Origin of the sequence: Promicromonospora sp. AC04, from assembly GCF_003058225.1 — a bacterium.
Lineage (GTDB): Bacteria > Actinomycetota > Actinomycetes > Actinomycetales > Cellulomonadaceae > Promicromonospora.
In genome coordinates, this window is record NZ_QBUG01000005.1 from 118,916 (window position 1) to 137,963 (window position 19,048).

Annotated in this window: 12 protein-coding genes; 8 read left to right on the forward strand and 4 right to left on the reverse strand. The window is 71.3% G+C overall.

Features of this window, described 5'->3' with window-relative positions; translation table 11 throughout:
• The first annotated feature begins 187 nt into the window (after window positions 1-187).
• Window positions 188-751 (forward strand): dihydrofolate reductase family protein, encoded by a 564-nt coding sequence (locus C8K30_RS14715; RefSeq protein WP_108493664.1) that lies wholly within the window; start codon window positions 188-190, stop codon window positions 749-751.
• A 209-nt stretch (window positions 752-960) separates the two neighbouring features.
• Here C8K30_RS14715 and C8K30_RS14720 read toward each other — a convergent pair whose 3' ends face one another.
• On the reverse strand, window positions 961-1,782 hold the full coding sequence (locus C8K30_RS14720) for a BTAD domain-containing putative transcriptional regulator (protein ID WP_108493665.1): 822 nt from the start codon (window positions 1,780-1,782) through the stop codon (window positions 961-963).
• A gap of 588 nt (window positions 1,783-2,370) precedes the next feature.
• On the opposite strand from C8K30_RS14720, the gene C8K30_RS14725 reads away from it, so the two are divergent.
• The 7 genes from C8K30_RS14725 to C8K30_RS14755 all read left to right on the forward strand — a co-directional run bounded on the left by C8K30_RS14725 (window position 2,371) and on the right by C8K30_RS14755 (window position 16,076).
• Complete coding sequence (locus C8K30_RS14725; RefSeq protein WP_146197484.1) at window positions 2,371-4,014, forward strand: hypothetical protein; 1,644 nt, start codon at window positions 2,371-2,373, stop codon at window positions 4,012-4,014.
• A gap of 535 nt (window positions 4,015-4,549) precedes the next feature.
• Complete coding sequence (locus tag C8K30_RS14730) at window positions 4,550-5,638, forward strand: S1 family peptidase (protein ID WP_158281017.1); 1,089 nt, start codon at window positions 4,550-4,552, stop codon at window positions 5,636-5,638.
• Window positions 5,639-5,707: 69 nt separating this feature from the next.
• On the forward strand, window positions 5,708-7,930 hold the full coding sequence (locus C8K30_RS14735; protein ID WP_108493668.1) for a trypsin-like serine protease: 2,223 nt from the start codon (window positions 5,708-5,710) through the stop codon (window positions 7,928-7,930).
• A gap of 77 nt (window positions 7,931-8,007) precedes the next feature.
• The gene (locus tag C8K30_RS14740; RefSeq protein WP_108493669.1) at window positions 8,008-8,550 is read left to right on the forward strand and encodes a hypothetical protein; all 543 of its coding nucleotides are present in this window, start codon (window positions 8,008-8,010) and stop codon (window positions 8,548-8,550) included.
• A gap of 23 nt (window positions 8,551-8,573) precedes the next feature.
• Window positions 8,574-11,999 (forward strand): ALF repeat-containing protein, encoded by a 3,426-nt coding sequence (locus tag C8K30_RS14745; RefSeq protein WP_108493670.1) that lies wholly within the window; start codon window positions 8,574-8,576, stop codon window positions 11,997-11,999.
• Window positions 12,000-12,364: 365 nt separating this feature from the next.
• Window positions 12,365-13,069, forward strand: a complete 705-nt coding sequence (locus C8K30_RS14750; RefSeq protein ID WP_108493671.1) for a sigma factor-like helix-turn-helix DNA-binding protein — start codon at window positions 12,365-12,367, stop codon at window positions 13,067-13,069.
• Window positions 13,070-13,205: 136 nt separating this feature from the next.
• A complete protein-coding gene (locus tag C8K30_RS14755; RefSeq protein ID WP_108493672.1) occupies window positions 13,206-16,076 on the forward strand; it encodes a BTAD domain-containing putative transcriptional regulator in 2,871 nt (956 codons plus the stop codon).
• Between the two features lie 16 nt (window positions 16,077-16,092).
• On the opposite strand, the gene C8K30_RS14760 is transcribed toward C8K30_RS14755, so the two are convergent.
• The 3 genes from C8K30_RS14760 to C8K30_RS14770 are packed head-to-tail and all read right to left on the reverse strand — an operon-like array spanning window position 16,093 to window position 19,048.
• Window positions 16,093-16,575, reverse strand: coding sequence for a S26 family signal peptidase (locus C8K30_RS14760; protein ID WP_199230498.1), 483 nt, complete (start codon window positions 16,573-16,575; stop codon window positions 16,093-16,095).
• Window positions 16,572-18,491 carry an ABC transporter ATP-binding protein gene (locus tag C8K30_RS14765; RefSeq protein ID WP_108493673.1) on the reverse strand — a complete coding sequence of 640 codons (1,920 nt, stop codon included), beginning with the start codon at window positions 18,489-18,491 and terminating at the stop codon, window positions 16,572-16,574. Before C8K30_RS14765 ends, C8K30_RS14760 begins: the two co-directional genes overlap by 4 nt.
• Window positions 18,488-19,048 carry a hypothetical protein gene (locus C8K30_RS14770; protein ID WP_108493674.1) on the reverse strand — a complete coding sequence of 187 codons (561 nt, stop codon included), beginning with the start codon at window positions 19,046-19,048 and terminating at the stop codon, window positions 18,488-18,490. Before C8K30_RS14770 ends, C8K30_RS14765 begins: the two co-directional genes overlap by 4 nt.

Here is a 19,048-nt window from a genome sequence, read left to right on the forward strand (position 1 = left end):
CGGTCAGGGCGGCGTCTCTGGCACAAGTCCGCAACCGGGACGCCGGACATCGAGCTGGGCGCGGACTGCGCGGAGTCAACACCGAGCCTGGGCAGAAGGCCTACCTGTGCGCCCAGATCGCACCGATGAGTTTCCCGCACCGTGCCGGTCTCAGCACTGGAGACCGGCTGACGGAAGGCATGAAGCCATGCGGAAACTGCTCTACGGCATGAACCTGACCCTGGACGGCTACATCGCCGCGCCCGGCGACGACATCGGCTGGGGCGAGCCGAACGACGAGCTGTTCCAGTGGTGGCTCGAGGAGGAGCAGGCAATCGGGCTGTTCTTGTACGGGCGCAAGCTGTGGGAGACCATGAGTTCCCACTGGCCGACCGGCGACCAGCAGCCGGACGCCACCCTTGCGCAGATCGAGTTCGCGCGGAACTGGCGGGACACGCCGAAGGTGGTGTTCTCGTCGACGATCGACAAGGTCGACTGGAACGCTCGCCTGGTCGCCGGCGACGCGGTCCCGGAGATCACCCGGCTCAAGGCCGAGGACGGCGGGCCGATGAGGGTCGGTGGCGCGACGCTCGCAGCGGCGGCCATGCGGGCCGGGCTGATCGACGAGTACGCGATCGTCACCCATCCGGTCCTGGTGGGTGGCGGCACACCGTTCTTCACCGCGCTGGACAGCTGGGTGAACCTGAACCTGGTGGAAACGCGGACGTTTCCCGGTGGGGTGGTCCTGAACAGGTACGAGACGAGGCGCTGAGCGCGATTCTCTCGTGCGGGCTCTGCCGCACAGTCGGATCCGCTGTGCCTGACCGGCCAAGCCCGTCGACCGCGACACCTACACACTGCACCCCGTCTTCGGCGTGTCGCGTGCAGTGTGTAGGGGTGGACTGTTCAGGGCCGAGGGGTGCAGCGTCTGCTCCACAGGACGGGTTCTGTGAAACGTCGTGACCCCCGCGGTCACGCAGGTCACCGTGTCAAAGGCGGACGAGCCGGACCGCGAGGCGGGTTGCCGAGGCCGCGGCCTCTGGCGAGTTCGGGGCCTGTGGGTTCGTGCCGGGGGCGGATCGGGCTGTGGTACACGAGTGCGAAAAGTTCGGCAGAAGGGAGTATGCCGAGCTCGTGAGCGAGCAGGCGCCGGTACTCGTCGTACTCATGGATCGCGCCGGCCCGGTCACCGAGGTCCAGGCGTGCGCGGATGTTGACGGCGCGCATCGTCTCCGCCAGGGGTTCGATCTCGGTTGCCGCCCGGGCGACGTCGAGTGCTATCGCGAACTCACCGCATACAAGAGCTCGGGAGGCCAGGGCCTCAAGGGCACGCAGCCGGCGCTGATGGAGTCGCTCCCGCTCGTACAGAACCCAGTCGTCGTACCAGCCCGGTAGCAGTTCTTCGCACTCCAGCACGGTCAGGGTCGCACGGCGTAGGTGTCCGACCCGGTCGCCCACGTCGGTCACCCTCCGCAGGTTTCGGTCGAGTTCGTGGACATCGACGGTGGCCTTCGGGCTGATGCCGATGATCGTTCGCTGAACGATGAGCAGCCCAGGTGCTGTGCGCCTGGTTCGCAGGACGGCGGCGCGCAGACTGGCCAACGCGCGGTCCTCGGTGGTGTTCGGCCACAGGGTGCCGGCGAGCTGGACCCGCGGCCGGGGGCCTCGCAGCGCGAGCAGGGCCGTCAGTCGCTGCTCACGCCCGCCGAGCTCGATGTAGTGCCCGTCCCGGGTCAGGCTCCACCAACCGAGAAGCCGAAGTCGGATCGGCTCCGCGACCATCGTGCGAGCATGCGCAGACATGGGATCCCCATCGATCCGCTGTGGTGCCTCGACGAGCAGGCACTAATCAACTAGAAGCGCGGCGATCAGGGTGTGTCAAGGCGCTGGAGTGGAGATCACCCGCACGATCGGCTCAGCGACGTCCTCGGCATATTGTCCCGGCACTCGCAGGTCCGCGTGATGCATAACGAACTTGTCACGCTCCGGTCACGCTGGGTGGGCTGCAATGAGACCTTCGGCGTGAACTTCCAGAATTTGAGGTTGGTGGGACGGCCCGGCGAGTCGGGAGGTGATCAGCGGTGCACTGGCACGCCGATCCACAGGTCTTGACGTCCCACCGTCGACCGCCTGCTCTGCGCGCCCAACCCCGCGCACGCGCCTCACCCAGGCGCTGCCCGGCAAGGGGGTGAGCCCGTCGGCCCGAGCATCCGCCGTCGGCAGTGTGGCCGGGCCCACACGGCGACCATCGGGCAGCTTTCATGGCCGCCAGCGAGGAGGTTCGGGACCGCCCTTGGGCAGTCTCACTGGCCCTTGACAGGGGCCAGAGGAGGAAGACTGGAGAGAGGCAACCCAATGTTCCATCAATCCACGAAGCACAGAGGCAGCCGCTTGCGCAGGGCCGCCATCGCCGTCGTAGGTCTTGTCGGCCTAGCGACCTACGGCCTGGTCGCGATGCCAATGGCGAGTGCCGTGCACGACGTCGGCGTGCTACAGCTCGACGGGAACGCCGAGACGTCGGTCCAGTCGGACCCAGCCGCAAGCGACGACTGGGATCGTGTGTGTCACCAGGTCACCGTGACCGACGACACTGACAACAGCATCCCCGACCAATGTACGGACCCCAACCCCGGTGACACCACCGGAGCGACCGCGGTCTCGTTCGCCCAGGAGCTCAACCGCAACGCCACCATCTTTACCGGCGGCGGCTCGAAGGACCCCGAGGACATCAGCGCATGGGCCTGGAAGGACGGCGCGGGTGGCCTGCCGGACAAGGACAACCTCCTGCACGCCTTCGCGGCGCGCTACACCACGGGCGGCACCGACTACCTGTACTTCGGTTCCGACCGGTTCGACAACAGCGGTGACGCGGTGCAGGGCTTCTGGTTCCTCCAGGACGAGGTCGGTCTCGGCAGCACGAAGCTGGGCGGCGGCACCAGCTTCGACGGCGTCCACGAAGAGGGCGACCTGCTGGTGCTGAGCGACTTCAGCAACGGCGGTGACGTCGCAACCATCAACATCTACAGGTGGGTGGAATCCGGTGGCGACACCGGCACGCACCTCGACTTCCTCGACGGAGGAGAGAATGTGCGGTGCTCGCCCAGCCTCACGGGCGACGACTTCTGCGGCATCGTGAGCCCCGCGGGACTGACCCCGGCGCCGTGGACGTTCACCGACAAGAGTGGGAACACGGACTTCGCGAACGGTGAGCTCTTCGAGGCAGGAGTCAACCTGAATGCACTCGGGCTCGCCGGCGAGTGCTTCTCCACACTGGTCGCCGAGACCCGCTCGTCGACCTCGCCGACCGCCACGCTGAAGGACTTCGTCATCGGCGACTTCGACGTCTGCGCGCCTTCGATGACCACCGAGGCGTCCACGGCCGGTCCTGTCACACCAGGCACCCCGGTCCACGACACCGCGACGATCACGGTGACAGGGGCCGTGAACCCGGACGACCCGACCGGAGACGTGACGTTCTTCCTGTGCGGTCCGATCCCGACCGGTGCCTGTGACACCGGAGGCACCAACGTCGGCACTGGCACTCTCGACGGCGGCACCGACGCCACCGACGGCATCGCGGTCGCGACGTCGCCGAACGTGAACACGCAAGCCAGTCCGCTGGATCCGGGACGCTACTGCTTCCGGGCCGAGTGGCCGGGTGATGCGAACTACGACGGGACGTCCTTCACCAACGACACGGACGAGTGCTTCACGGTCAAGGACGTGTCTGCCGTCACCACTGCGCAGAACTGGCTGCCGAACGACTCGGCTACCGTCACCACGCAGGGCGGAACGCCGGTGAGCGGGACCGTCGAGTTCACGCTCTACCCCAGTGCTGACTGCACCGGCACCGCGCTCGCAACGTTCACCGACGGCAGCGCTCCGTTCACCACGAACAACACGACTGTCGTCACCACCGACACAACCATCTCGTGGCGAGTCACCTTCACCCCGAGCGATCCCGACGCCGTCGAGGGCTCAACGAGCCACTGTGAGACGTCCACGCTCACGATCAACAACGACATCGGCTCGTGACCCGGACATAGAAAGGAGCGGGTACTCAGCAGGCCCCGGCGCAAGCCGGGGCCTGCTTGCCGAAGACCTCAACATCCAGGTCATCGACACCACTACCCAATGTGTACCGGGAGCCCTCGATGAGAGCTCCGACGTAGGTCAGAGGGCACGCTGGTCCAGGCCATCATGGATGGCTACCTCGACCCTTGTCGATGCGTCTGCGCGGCCCACCGGGCTCCACATCCAGAAGGTCGGATCGCGCCAGGGCGGGTTCGCGCCCACAGGCTGTGGGCGCGACAGCATGCCCCGGAGCAAGGTCGAGCCGTCCGCTGCGATCCGGAGGAAGTCAGCCCGCTGACTATGAAGACCCGCCGCGGCAGAGCAGACGGGCCGGCGAGAGTCGGAGCCTGCCCCAACCGGTCCAGGCCCGTTCGTGCCACGCGATACAGACCGCGTAGAGACCGGGCATAGACGGGGTCGCGACACTCGCTCGTGTCCGGTGCGGCGATCATCGCCGCCCGTCGAATCGACACGCTCGACCTCTGAAGGGACCACCGTGAGACATGGGAGACATCGGCTGCTGCGTCCGGTCACGGTGCTGGTGTTGGCCGGCGTGCCACTGCTCGCTCCGACCGCGTCGGCCGTCATCGGCGGGGACGGCATCGAGAACCGCGGGTTCGCCACGCGCCTGGACATCGGCGAGGGTCAGCGCGCGTGCTCCGGTGCACTGGTGGACCTGGACTGGGTGCTGACCGCTGCCAGCTGCTCCGTGCCCGACCCCGAGGCGGGTCTACCCGCACCCAGCGGGACCCCGCCGGAGCTGGTGGCGGCCACGGTGGGCCGTCCGGACCTGATGTCGGACGCGGGTCACGAGCGGACCGTCGTGGAGCTGGTGCCGCACCCCGACCGCGACCTGATGCTGGCGCGCCTGGACGATGGTGTGACCGATGTTGCGCCGGTGCCGGTCGCGACGAGCGCACCGTCTGCGGGCGACGACCTCGAGGTACTGGGATTCGGCCGGACAGCGACGGAGTGGGCACCGCTGCACCTGCACACCGGCAGCTTCACCATCGACGCGGTCGTGGGCGCAGAAATGACCCTGACCGGCCGTGACGGTGCTGCGGTGTGCGCCGGCGACGCGGGCGGTCCCGCCCTGCGGCAGGCGGGCACGGGCGTCGAGGTGGTCGACGCCACGTTCGGGTACGCGCCGTCGGAAGAGCAGGTGGCGACCCACCTGGCCGCGGTCCACGACGGGACGCGCACGATCGACCAGGTCGAACCGTTCCTGCTGGCCCGCTCGAACTACTACGAGCTCGTCGGCGGCACGGACGCGGCCTACGTCACGGCGCTGTACGAGCACATGTTCCGGCGCACGCCGACCGAGAGCGACCTGGCCGTGTGGCTGGACCGGCTGCCCCGGATGGGCCTGCAGGGCGTCGTCGACACCCTCTGGGCGAACTCCCAGGCGGTGCGCGTCCGCGTGGTGGATACCTACGAGTACTACTTGGGCCAGGCACCGACCACCGACCAGGCCGACCGCTGGGTGACGCAGCTGCAGACCGAGCCGGTGCCCACGGAAGCGCCCCTGCGCCGGGCCGCCGTGGCGACCGCCCGGTACGCCGCCTATGCCAACGCCCGGTTCTGATCCTTCTGCCGGCTCGACGAGGAGCCGGCGGACGCCCCGAATCACCATCCCTCGATCCAAGGAGCGTGTATGAGACGCGAGACACTTCGGCGCGCCGTCGCCGCATCGGCCCTGGCGGCCATCATCCTGACGCCGCTGGGCGTCCCCGCCGCGCTCGCGGTGGTCGGTCCGGTCGAGACGGCGGAGGCTGACTTCGCTGTGCGCCTCGCTATCGGCACCGACGAGGCGACCAACCGCGCCTGCTCGGGCGCGCTGGTGGCCCCGGAGTGGGTACTGACGGCGGCCAGCTGCTTCGCCGACGACCCGGCCGCCGGGCACACCATCGCCGCGGGCGCGCCGCCGGCCGCCACCACGGCGACGATCGGACGTGGTGACCTGACCACGTCGGAGGGTCAGGAGCGCGGTGTCGTCACGCTGGTGCCGCACGAGTCGCGCGACCTGGTGCTGGCGCGCCTGGCCGGGCCGGTGACCACGGTGGCCCCGGTGGCGATCGGCACGAGCGTGCCGGCAGCAGGCGAGCAGCTCGCGGTCCCGGGCTACGGACGAACGGCGACCGAGTGGTCACCGCTGCAGCGGCACACGGCCACCTTGACGGCCGGTACGGCAGTCGGGGGTGACCTGCCGCTCACTGGCGTGGGCGAAGCGGCGGTGTGCGCGGGCGACACCGGCGCCCCGGTGCTGAGCGGCACAGGCTCCGGCACGGAGCTGGTCGCCGTGGCCACCAGATCGTGGCAGGGCGGCTGCTTCGGCGCCGACCCGGCCGAGACCCGCACGGATGCGGTCGCCTCGCGGGTCGACGATGTCAGGAGCTGGGTCGACGCCACGACGACGACCGCACACATCGTCGACTTCAACTGCGACGGAGTCCGTGACGTCGCCATCGCGGACCCCGACGCCACGGTCGCCGGCAGGGCTCGTGCGGGCCTGGTCCGCGTGATCTACGGCGGAGGCGCGGGGACCACGGAGATCACGCAGGAATCGCCGGGCGTCGAGGGCGGCCCGGAGGCCGGCGACCAGTTCGGCTTCAGCCTCGCGACCTACGACAAGGATCTCGACGGCTGCACGGATCTGGCGGTCGGCACGCCGGGCGAGGACCTGACCGATACGGCAGGTGCCGCGGTGGCGGACGCCGGCTGGGTCAGCGTGATCAATGGCCATCGCGATGGTGTGGCGGTGCACACGGGCGGCACCACCTACGTCCAGGGCCGGGGCGACGGCCTCCTCGGCACGGCCGGCCGGGAGGCCGGTGACCAGACCGGGTACGCGATCGCCGCCGGGCACACCGAGGACGGCACACCATTCCTCGTGATCGGTGCGCCCGGTGAGGATCTGGCCGGGCTCGCGGACGGCGGAGTCGTCTACTACGTCCAGGGCGACCGCCCCAGCACAGGTTTCAACCAGAACACGACGAACTTCGGTAGTGACGTCGAGGCGGGCGACCGGTACGGCAGCGTGCTCGCCGCCGACTCCCACCTCATCGCCGTCGGCGCTCCCGACGAGGCGGTCGGGAGCAGCGCCAAGTCAGGCCTGGTCCACCTGGTGACCCACACGATCGGCAGCGACGGCTACCCGGTCTACCGTTCCGGACTCCAGCAGGGCCTCGAGCGCATCCCTGACCCCGCTGAGGCAGGAGACGAGTTCGGCAGGGCGCTCGACCTCGTCGAGTACCGCCCTGCCGGTGCCGCCGGGCCGACCGACTCGATCCTGGCCGTCGGCGTGCCGGGCGAGTCGCAGACGAACGTGAGCACGGGCGTGGACCGGCCGGCCGCCGGCCGGGTCGCGGTGTTCCACGTCCCAGCCAGCGGGTCGTGGACCCAGATCAGCGACATCGGGCAGACCGACGCCGCCGTGCCGGGGGACGCGGAGGCGAACGACCGGATGGGGGCCGCCGTGGCTCTCACCAACACCGACCCGGACGCCGTGGGCACCGCTGGCACCGTGCACCTGGCGATCGGGATCCCGGGCGAGACGCGCAACGGGGTCACCCGGTCGGGTCTCATCCAGGTCTTCTCACCGCTCGGCACCCTTGCGGCCAGCGCGTTCGAGCTGGTCCCGGGCACGGGCGGGATCCCGGGTACCGCCGTCGCGGAGGAGCAGCTCGGTCGCTCCTTGGCGGCGACCAGCACCCACCTCTACGTCGGCGTGCCCGACGGGCCCAGCCCGTACGGGGTGGCGCACGCGGTGCCCTGGGCCAACGTCACCGGTGGTTCTGCAGGACCGGTCACGACTTACCAGCCCGGCGTCGGCGGTCTGCCCGCCGCAGGCGTGGCCTTCGGGTCGGCGATCCGCTGACGCCTTCCCTTTCAACCTGTCCAAGGAGACACCGGCTAGACCCGGTCCAAGAATTCTTGCCTCACTAGGAGAGAAACATGAACGTCGAGTTGATCCGTTCCGTACCGCGAGCGCTGGTCGGACTGCTGGCCGCCGGCGCAGTGGTGGCCGGAGCCCTGTTCGTCCTGTCGGAGCCCGCCGGCGCGAACCAGGCCGGAGTCGCCGCCGACGAGCTGCCGCCATCGGCCGTGGAGGACTTCAACTATCCGGCCGCGGTCCAGGCGGAGGTGGCGCAGTACGGGATCGAGCTGATCCGTGGTGACGGACACATCGTCTACCTGGGTAACTGCACCGGGCGCACCGATGCGAACCTCCGGCTCCAGGGCCGGAACTTTCCCGACTACGACGGCGACGGCGCGAGCGACTACATGTGCTTCCGGGTCGACGGCCCGGCCGGCTACCTCAAGGTCAGCATCCCTGCGACAAACGGCATCCGTACGGGCGACTTCGACGCGGAGGTCACGATGACGTTGGACGGCGAGACCCACACCTACACCGCGCCGCCGGGTGGCTGGACTCCGATCGGTGAGACCGCCGAGCACGACGGTCTCGACTACACGCTCGTCGAGATCCGAATCTGATCGACAAACGGAAAGGAGCAGTCATGCCTTCTGCACACTGGACCAGACGTCAGGTACTGACCACCATGGCCGGGGCGGCCTTCTTCCCCCTGGTCCCCGCCGGACCGGCCTGCGCGACCGCAGCGGCCGCCGTGACAGGCGTCTCCGACGTCCCCGAGGGGGCCGGTCTGCCGGACACGGATCGCGGCCGCGTCGTCTGGGCGTACAAGACCGGTGGCCGGGCCGTCCGGGACGCCGCGGCGTCCGTCCTCGCCGGTAGCGACGCCGACGTCGCGACTTTCCTCTCCACGGGCCTGGCCGCCGCGACCGCGGAGGACAACCGCGCGGCGCTCCTCGACTCCGTACCGTTCTCCGGCCGGTCGGTCCGGTCGGCGGTCAGCACGGCGCTGGACGGTGGCGACGCCGCGGTCGCGGCCTTCCTGTCCGGCGGCTTCGGCGGCGCCGTCCAGGAGGACTACCGGGCCGAGGCACTGGCGGTGTACAGCACCGGTGGCACCGCGGTGCGCCGTGTCGCCCAGGCGGCCCTGGACGACGGCAGCACCGCCGCCTTGCGGGCGTTCATCGAGGACGGTCAGCACGGCGCGCAGGAGGAGGACGATCGGGCCGAGGTACTCAGCATCCTGAGCACCGCAACACCGAAGGTCGCCGAGTACGCGCAGCGGGCCCTCGACGACAACGACCCGGACGCGATCACCTGGTTCCTGATCACCGGCCAGTACATCGCACGGGCGCGAGACGAGGAAGCCGCGACCATCGAGCAACTCGTCAACATCGTGGAGAACGAGAGCAGGCGTGCCGCCCGCAGCTCCGACGACGCCGTGCTCCAGTCGGAGCGAGCCGTGGACGCCGCGGCCAGGACCAAGGAGGCCGCGCTCGAGGCGAAGGCCGAGGCGGAGGCGGCGGGTGACGACGTCGCGCGCGCGGCGCGTGCGGCGAAGCGGGCCGCACGCGCGGCCAACGGTGCGGCGAAGGCCGCCACTACCGCGATCGACGCGTCCCGCGTGGCGCAGTCGGCGGCGCACCGTGCGACGCGTGCCGCACAGGCGGCGGCGTCCGCGGCGGGAGCGGCGAGCCGCGCCGCCGCACGCGCCTACAACACCTCGATTGCGGCATCCAAGGACGCTGCGAACGCCGGTGCCGCACGCCAGGCGGCGGAGGCGGCCCGCGACGCCGCGGTCCTCGCGGACTCGGCCGCGGGCGCGGCAGACGCGGCAGCGACGGCGTCGTGGAACGCGTCCGCCGCGGGTAACGCAGCGGCGTCCGCGGCAGTCAACGCAGCGGCGTCCGCGGCAGCGGCGGCCTCGGCGGCCGACGCGGCGGGTGTCGCGCAGAGCGAGGCCGCCGAGGCACGTCGCCAGGCTGCCAAGGCTGACGCGGCGGCATCCCGCGCCACGAGTGCGGCAAGGATCTCGACCGAGCTCGCCCAGAGGTCCGCACAGGCGGCTGAGGCAGCGCGGGATGCCGCCCGGGGCGCTGCCGGGCACGCGAGAAGTGCGGCGGCCGCGGCCGACGAGGCCGCGGACCATGCCGGCGAGGCGATCGAGTACGCCAAGCGGTCGAACGCCTCTGCGACGGCGGCTCGTGCGGCGGCCGAGGCCGCACAGGCCGCGCTCGACCAGGCCGTGACGGTGGCCGCGGATGCCCGGCAGGCCGAGCTCGACCGGCTGGCAGACGAGATGGCGCAGGCTGTCGAGTGGGCTCACGCCGACGCGGAGGAGGAGGCGAGGCGGATCGCCCGTGCCGGCCAGGACCTCACCCAGGTGGCCTCGCAGTCCGCGGAGCTGCAAGCCTTGCTCGCCCAGGCGGAGGCATCCCACCAGCAGGGAGACACCGTGACCGCGCTCGACGCCGGCAGGCGGGCGGCGGTCCAGCTGCTCGACTCAGCGAGCACCTGGACCAGGACGGCCGCCGAGCGCATGCTTGCGGGCTCCGACGAGGACGCGCTCGTGTGGATCGACACCGACCGGGTCAGCGCCCTGCGTCTCGACGACCGGGAGACCGCGAAGGCGATCTCCGCCGCGTCGTCTGCGGCGGTCACCAGGGCGGCCGCGGCGGTGCTTGCCGGTGACAGCGAGGACGCGGTGCGTGCGTTCGTCCGGGGCGGAGCGGCCGTCGCGGGCGTGGAGGACAACCGGGCGAGCGTCTTGGAGATCCTCGCCCAGGACCCCGGCCGTGCCGTGCGGGCCGCCGCCGAGGCCGCGCTGGACGACGGCCGGCCTGCCGTGCTGCAGAGCTTCCTGAAGAACGGGCTCTTCGTGGCGCTCAAGGAGGACGAGCGAGTCGAGATCCTGGAGCTGCTGGACACCGGCGGCCCCTACACCCAGGGGGCCGCCCAGATCGCGCTCGACGGGACGACGGTCATGCGGCACACGCTGGTGACGTCCGGGAAGCTACACATGGCGCAGCTCGACCAGGACCGCGAGGCGCACCGCTCCGCGATCGACGCCTTGCTCGCGCGTGCCGCGGTGAGCGTCGAGGAGTCCTGGGCCGATGCAGCGCGGGCGTCGGATGCGGCGGCGACCGCGAACGGCGCCGCGGACGAGGCGAAGATGTGGCGCGAACGGGCGGTCTCCTGGGCGGCGCAGGCCGAGATGTCCGCCGACGAGGCGCGGTCGCACGCCGCTGCGGCCGAGGAGTCGGCGGACGCGGCCAGGCAGTCCGCCGCGTCGGCACGCCAGGCGGCCGCCGTGGCACAGGACGCGCGACGGACCGCGAACTACGCGGTGCGGCAGGCGATGATATCGGCGAGCTCGGCCGCCGTGTCCGCGTACGACGCGCAGCGTTCAGCCTCCAGCGCCAGGGCTGCTGCACTCGCGGCGGGCGAGGACGCCGCCGCGGCGGCGACCGCCGCCCAACAGGCCGCGATCGTCGCGTACGTGCGCAAGCAGCAGGAGGACGCGGCGAAGACCGAGGATGAGGCGCAGCGGAAGCAGGGGCACGAGGACCTCGTGACCGATCCCCGCGACGATTTCCAGGACCTCACCTCGGGCGACGCCGTCGTCTACTGCTACGAGGGTCGTGACCCGGACGCGCCCGACTGGTCGGGGACGGAGATCGACTGGGCACAGATCTGGAGCCACTCCGCCACGATGACGAGCACCGTGAAGACGGCCGTCGACGGCAGTATCTTCGCCAAGATCGAGCGGACCGATGAGTACGCGATGCTCGCTTCCGAGACATTCGGCGCGTTCATCCTGCTGGAGTCCGGCTTGGCCTCGTCCGCGTACCGGCGGCAGTACGGCAAGCACAGCAAGCAGTACCAGGACGCCCGCGCGGCCTTCGTGGCAGAGTCGGCCTACTACACCAAGGGAAAGATCATCGAGAAGCTGATCAAGAAGACGGTTCCCGACGTCGGACAGGCCGTGGTCGACCGGACCCTGCGGAAGCTCAAGCTCGGTGACGCCATCGGCTCGGGGGCCAGCGCCTTCCAGGGCTACCTGACCTGGTAAGTCCCGAGCCCCGCGCGGCTCACGCGTCACCGCCCGCCGGCTCAAAGAGGCAACACCGAGGCTGGATCCGCGGACCACTGCGGATCCAGCCTCGTCACTCGCGGGCCCCGCAGTTTCGGAGCGCCGGACCGCCCGTCCGGATAAGGTCGGACCGCCCCCGCGGGCGCCGGACCCCACAGGTCCGTAGCGCGCCCGCCCTGGGCAGGTCTTTCGTCGGCGGGTGTCTTTCTGGGGTGATCACGTTGAATGTCAAGGCTGCGGCACGATCTAGCACAGGGACGCAGGAATTCCCCAACATCGATTTCTCCGCGTACCCCGACGCGGGCAGCCTCTCCTGGCAAAAGACGCAGCGAGTGTTCGATGCCATGACGCGCCTCCAGCTGGAACGGTCCAGGGTCGCGGACGCCCTGGCGCACCACCGCCGGGTCGCGGCGCGCGTCTTCGGCCGGGGCACGCGGGAGATCAACGAGAACATGGCGCGGGCCGCGGGAACCTGGCGGACGCTCGAGTCGGTGCGCCACTCCGGCACGGTCCAGCAGCTCACGACGAGCCTGCCGAACAACGCGTACTTCGTGGAGGCCGGCCTGCAGATGGTCAGCGTGTGGAACTACTCGGGCGTGGACCCCGACGCTCGGCTGATGCTGTCCGGCGAGGACCCCGCGGTGTACTTCTTCGGGTTCGCCCCAGTACAGATGAAGATCACCGACGGAACCAGCGTGCTGCTGGACGGCCCCACCATCCAGGGCAAGGTGACGGTGATGGAGGTGCGGGACACCGCGTGCCTCTCGGCGGCACGTTCCTACTGGGACGCCGTGATCGCCACCACGTACCCGTGCGAGGCGGAGACGGCGGCACTGGTCGACCTGTCACCGAGGCAGCGCCGCATCGTCACCCTGATGCTCACCAGCTCGTCCGACGATCAGATCGCACGGAAGCTCGGCGTGAGCGTCCGGACGGTGCGGGCCGACATCGCCGCGGTCCTCGACCTCCTGGACGCGCCCACGAGGTTCGTCGCCGGGCTGCGGCTCCGCGAGCGCCTCGGCATGGCCGTCGCAGGGCAGACGACATAGACGAACGAGCGACGGGTGCGGTTGCCCCGTAGGGGGTGCAGGTTGCTGCAGCTCGCTCCCCCGCTCGTGTGGCACGCTCCGAGCCCGTGCCGACGCAGGGACGGTGGAGACGCAGCGACGTCGAAGGGAGCCCCGGATGCGTGTCAGAGTCCTCGGTCCGGTCGAGGTGTCCGACGGCCAGGGATGGTCACCGGTTGCGGCTGCCCGCTGCCGTGCGGTGCTCGGTTCGCTCGTCGCGCACGGACCGCGCAGCGTTCCGGTCGAGAGCATCGTGCAGGACGTGTGGGGTGATGCTCCGCCCAGGTCCGCCGTCGCGCAGACCTACGGATACGTGCACCGGCTCCGTCAGATGCTCGGGGACCGCGACGGCACGGCCTTGCGGCGGTCCGACGCCGGCTACCTCCTGGTCGAGCAGAAGGCGGGCGTCGATGCCCGGAATTTCGAGGCCGCCGTCACCGACGGGTTGAGGACGTTCGAGGACGGCGGCTTCGAGCAGTCCGCCGAGGTCTTCGAGCGGGCCCTCGGCTGGTGGCGGGGTGACCCGTTCGGCGGCGCGCCCTCGGGCGGCACCGCCGTCGAGCTGACCCATCGACTGACGAACCTGAGGACGACCGCCGTCGAGCATGGTTTTCAGGCGCGGATCAACCTGGGCCGGCACCGGGCGGTGGTCGAGGAGATCGAGGCGCAGATCGCCGAGTCCCCTTTCCGGGAGCCCTTGTGGCGGCAGCTTCTCGTGGCCCTGTACCGCAGCGGACGGGCCGCCGAGGCCCTTCAGCAGTACGACCGCCTGCGTCGCACCTTCACGGAGGAGCTCGGTACGGATCCCAGCCCGGCCACCCGGACGATCCACCAGCAGATCCTCGACGAGACGCTGCCGATGACCGAGACGTCCTCCAGGACCTCGGCGACGGTCCCGGTCGGGGCGGAGCTCGCCGCCCCCGCGGAGGCCTCGCGGCCCGTGCGTCAGCTCCCTCCGGAGGTGCCGGACTTCTGCGGGCGTACGGGCGAGACCGAGGCCGCGGTCCGCGCAGTCGCGTCGCACGACCGGGCCGGCTCGCCTGTCGTCCTGGTGCTGCACGGTGCGCCCGGGGCTGGTAAGTCGAGCCTCGCCCTGCACGTGGCGCGTCTGGTCCAGGACGAGTACCCCGATGCGCAGTTCCATCTCGGCCTGGCCGGGACGACCAGCAACCCCCGCGGTCCGGACGAGCTGCTGGCGGCGATGCTGCGCGCCCTCGGCGGCTTCGGACACCCGTTGCCCACCAGCCTCGACGACTGTGCCGCGCTGCTGCGCTCACAGCTCGCCGAGCGGCGCACGCTCGTCGTGCTCGACGACGCGGCATCCGCCGAGCAGGTCGTCCCTCTCCTGCCGCCGAACGGCCGCTCGGCGGTCATCGTGACGAGTCGCGGCATGCTCGCGGACCTGCCCGGCGCCCGACATCTCCACGTCGACGTGCTCACCGCCGACGACGCGGAGGTGTTGCTGGCGCGGATCGTGGGCTATGAACGGGTGGCGCGCGAGCCGTCCGAGGCCCAGGCCATCGTGCGGCAGTGCGGTCTCCTGCCGTTGCCGATCCGCATCGCGGGGGCCAAGCTCCTGAGCCGCCCGGCATGGCCGCTGAGCCGGCTGCGCGAGCGGCTGCAGGACGAGAGCCGGCGGTTGAGCGAGCTGAGCATCGGCGGCCTCGACCTCCGCGCGAGCCTGGACCTCTCGCTGCGTTCCCTCTCGGCGGACGCCGCCCTCGCCTTCGCTCTCTTCGGCCTCCTCGGTCCGGGCGACCTGCCGGGCTGGGTCATGGGCGCGCTCATGGACACCGACGCCTGGGAGCCCGTGGCCGAGGAGCTCCTGGACGCCGCGCTTCTCCAGCAGGTCCGCCTCGACGGCATCGGGCAGCCCCGGTACCAGATGCACGACCTGTTGCGGGTCTACGCGCGACAGCAGGCGAGCGACCACGGGGCCGACACCTGCCGGCAAGCGGTACGACGGACCGTGGGAAGCTGGACCCTCCTGGTCGACAGGCTGCGCCGGAACCGACCGCACAGCCTCTTCGACCCCTTGGACGCACCCCGGTCCGTCGCCCCCGAGGCGCTCCCGCCCTGGCTCCCCTACGACGAGGAGAATCCCCCGTCCCACGCCACGGGGGCCGCATGGATGGCCATCGAACGCCAGTCGCTGCTGGACGCGGTGCAGCTCGCGTGCACGCACGACCTGACAGGTGACGCCGGGCGCCTGGCACTCCTGCTGGGCCCCCTGTACGACCAGCACGCGCTGTACGAGGACTGGGGGACGAGCCACCAGACCGTGCTCGACCGCCCGGACGTCGACGATCTCGCGGCCGCAGCCCTGCGACGCGGCCTCGGCCAGGTCCACATCTACACCGGCGAGTTCGAGGCCGCCGCCGGGTTCCTCCAGGACGCACGCCGCACCTACCAGAGGCACGGACACGACCTCGGGGCCGCGCTGGCACTCGCCAGCCTCGCGAGCGTCCACCGCTGCCGGGGAGAGCACGGCGCCGCCGAGGCGGCGCTCCGCGAGTCCCTCGGCGTCGTCGCGGCCTCCGGGGACGCACCGAAGGAGGCGCTGTTCCGCGGTGCGCTGGGCCGGATCCTCACGACCCAGGGCAGGCTCTCCGAGGCCCGTTCGTGGCTCGCCGATGCCGCGGCCCTGGCCCACGGCATCGGGGACGCCCACCGGGAGGCCGTCGTCCTGCGCGACCTCGGCACCCTGGAGCTGGCCGACGGGCAGCCCGCCGTCGCCCTGCGCACGCTCGAACAGGCCACGCAGATCTTCTGGGACCTGAGCGACGAACGCTGCGCGGCCAAGACCCTGCTGGAGACCGCCCCGGTGCTCGTCGCCCTGTCCGAGCGGGAACGAGCAGTCGCCTCCCTTGCGGAAGCCACCGCGTACTTCCGCCGCCACGGCCTGCACGACGACGAGCGGCGCTCCCGGCAGCTGCTGGCGGAGGTCGACGGAACGGGGGCTGTCACGGGCCCCCGCACGGCTCGGTGATCCCCGCCGCGAACGGTCACGACATCCGTCGCGTGACCCGGCCCAGCACCTGATGCTCCGGACAGGGTCCCCACCTCCGGGAGTCGGACCCGCGCGGGTTGTCGCTCAGGAGCACGACGTGCCCGGCGGGCACCGTCTCTCCCCCACCGCCCCGCGCCGCCTGGCCGACGACGCTCGGCCACGGGTCCCCGCCCGTCGCGGCGACTCGCTTCACCAGCCATCTCCGGCCGACCGGCGCGCCGCGGTCCCGTCCGTCCGACGCCGCCGGCCATCCGTGCGTCACGTCAGGCCTGCGCACGACGACGACGTCACCTCGGGCCGGGGCACTGCTCTGCCTCCGGACCAGAACGCGGTCACCCGGCGCGTACGCCGGCGCCATGCTCTCGCCGTCGACGACGACCACGACGTAGCGTCGGCGCACGTGGTGGAGCAGCGCCAGGAGGAACGCCGTCATGCCGAGCGTCCCGGCAGCCACCGCTACTCCCGTCAACGCCGTCACGCGGGAGCCCCTTCGACCGCGGGCACCGTGTCCTGGTACCCGGTCGCCTGCAGGGTGAAGAGCCGGGCGTACTCACCGTCGAGCCGCATCAGCTCGTCGTGCGTGCCGCGTTCGGCCGCCACGCCGTCGGCCAGCACGACGATCTCCTGCGCGTCCCGGACCGCGCCGAGGCGGTGCGAGACGAGCAGGGTCGCGGTGCCGGACCGCAGGGTGCCGAGCAGGTCGCGGACCTCGCTCTCGGCCTGTGGGTCCAGGCCCGACGTCGGCTCGTCGAGGACCAGCAGGTCACGGCCGGCGCGCATGAGCGAACGCGCCAGAGCCAGCCGCTGCCACTGCCCACCCGACAGCGTCGTGCCCGGCCGGGACTCGTTCTCGTCACCTGCCTCGTCGTCGGACGGGAACGTGCGCGACAGCATCGTGTCGTAGCCGTGCCGCAGCCCGTCGACGACCGGCGCCGCCCCGGCCGCGACGGCAGCGGCGCGGACCTTGGCGTCGTCGTCCAGATCGTCGAGCGACCCGAGCGCGATGTTCTCCCTGACCGACAGCTCGTACTGGACGAAGTCCTGGAAGACGGCACTGACCCGCGAGCGCAGCGCGGCGACGTCGAGGTCCCTGATGTTGACGCCGTCCCACAGGATCACGCCGCGCACCGGGTCGTACATCCGGGTGAGGAGCTTGACGACGGTGCTCTTGCCCGCGCCGTTGAGCCCGACCAGGGCGACCGAGCCGCGGGCCGGGACCGTTAGCGAGACGCCGCGGAGCACCCAGGGGCCGTCGTCGGCGTACCGGAACCAGACGTCGTCCAGCCGGATCTCGTGCTCCAGGGGGCGCACCGGTCGAGGGTTCCCCGCCGGTAGGCGAAGATCCTCAGGGGTCGCGAGCACGTCGTCGTAGTGCCGCATGAGCAGCAGCACGTGATGGACGCGCGCGAGGCACATGACCAGCATGGCGGCCGAGCCCTGGACACCGGCGGCGGCCCCGGCAAAGGCGGAGACGTCACCGACCGTGAAGTCGCCGCGCAGGGCGCCGAGCACCACCCAGACCAGGCCTCCGCCGGTGACCAGGGTCCCGGCCAGGGTCAGCGGTGCGTGGGCCAGCAGGGTCTTGCGGTCGAGGCGTTCCTCGGCGGCGTTGATGGCGCGGAGCTCGCGGTCCATGCGTCCCGCCAGGAACCTTCCGGCGCCGAAGAGGCGCACCTCCGCGGCCACTACCGGATGGATCATGAGGTCCTGGTAGAAGGCCAGCCGCCGCGACCGGGGGCTGATCCGCCACAGGACGCCGGCGTGCTCCCGGTTCAGCAGCAGCTGCACGACCAGGCCGGGGACGGCGGCCGCGACCACCAGCACGGAGATCAGCGGGCTGATCAGGACGAGGACACCGAGGGTGCTCACGATCGTCAGCACGCTGCGGACCGAGCCGAACAGGGACCCGATCACCTCGTCAGGTGCGTCGGCGGCGGACGTCTGCGCCATACGGAGCTGGTCGCGGAACGCCGGGTCCTCGAAGTGGCGCAGGCCGCCGAGGCGGGTGACGGCTGCGAACAGCCGCCCGGTGACCAGAAGCGTGGCCGCACGCCGGGTCCGGCTGCCGACGTACTGGATCGCGTGGCTCAGGAGCGCGCCCGCCAGCGTCATGGCCGCCAGCGCGAGCACGATGGTCACGGGCCTCTCGCGCAGGAGCTGCGGCACGCCGTCGGCGCCGGAACCGAGCTGCAGGACGTCCAGCAGCCACTTGGTGGCGAGCAGGACGCCCGCCGGCAGCAGCGCGTCGACCACGGTCAGGAGCACGTGCACGGTGAGCGAACCGGGCGCGGCCTGCCAGCACAGGGCGACGGTCCGGCCGGTCCGCCTCAGGCCGTCGCCCAGGGCGCGGGCCGCCGTGGTCAGGGAGCGGGAGGTGCCGCCGCCGTGGGTCATGCCGGCGCGAGGACGGTGTCGAGGTCGCTGACCTCGACACCCGAGCGCAGTACCTGCCCGGAGGCGTTGACCAGCACGAACGCCGGGTATCCGCCGGCCTCGAACGGCAGGTCGACCTCGCCGCGCTCGTGCACGACGACGGTCACCGTTTCGCCCAGGACGCCCAGGTACTCGTCGCGCTTCTGGTCGCTCCCGTACTGCTCGTGGACCACGAACGCGATCACCTGGTGCGGGGTGAACCCCTCGCGGCGCACGAGATCGACGAGCGGCTGCAGCTCCTTGGCGCACGTGCCGCAGCTGGTGTCGAAGAAGGCGTACACGGCCGTGTCGCCGTACCGGTCCTCGTACGACACGACGGAGCCTGTCGTCGTCGTCACCGAGAAGGGCCGGACCGGGGACCCGGCCCTGACCTCGTCCAGGTCCGGGAAGGTCGGCGTGCCGTGGGCATGCCCGGTCTCCGCACCGTTGCGGATGCGACGCACGAGGGCGAGCGTGAGCACGATGTTGAACACGGCCAGGATGCCGAGGAGTACGACGGCGGTGGTCAGGACTGCCAC

Bases quoted from the DNA above. Each gene is read 5' to 3' on its own strand.
- C8K30_RS14740 (WP_108493669.1), top strand. From the start codon at position 8,008: ATGAACGTCGAGTTGATCCGTTCCGTACCGCGAGCGCTGGTCGGACTG.
- C8K30_RS14750 (WP_108493671.1), top strand. From the start codon at position 12,365: ATGACGCGCCTCCAGCTGGAACGGTCCAGGGTCGCGGACGCCCTGGCG.
- C8K30_RS14755 (WP_108493672.1), top strand. From the start codon at position 13,206: ATGCGTGTCAGAGTCCTCGGTCCGGTCGAGGTGTCCGACGGCCAGGGA.
- C8K30_RS14765 (WP_108493673.1), bottom strand. From the start codon at position 18,491: ATGACCCACGGCGGCGGCACCTCCCGCTCCCTGACCACGGCGGCCCGC.
- C8K30_RS14745 (WP_108493670.1), top strand. From the start codon at position 8,574: ATGCCTTCTGCACACTGGACCAGACGTCAGGTACTGACCACCATGGCC.
- C8K30_RS14720 (WP_108493665.1), bottom strand. From the start codon at position 1,782: ATGTCTGCGCATGCTCGCACGATGGTCGCGGAGCCGATCCGACTTCGG.
- C8K30_RS14735 (WP_108493668.1), top strand. From the start codon at position 5,708: ATGAGACGCGAGACACTTCGGCGCGCCGTCGCCGCATCGGCCCTGGCG.
- C8K30_RS14715 (WP_108493664.1), top strand. From the start codon at position 188: ATGCGGAAACTGCTCTACGGCATGAACCTGACCCTGGACGGCTACATC.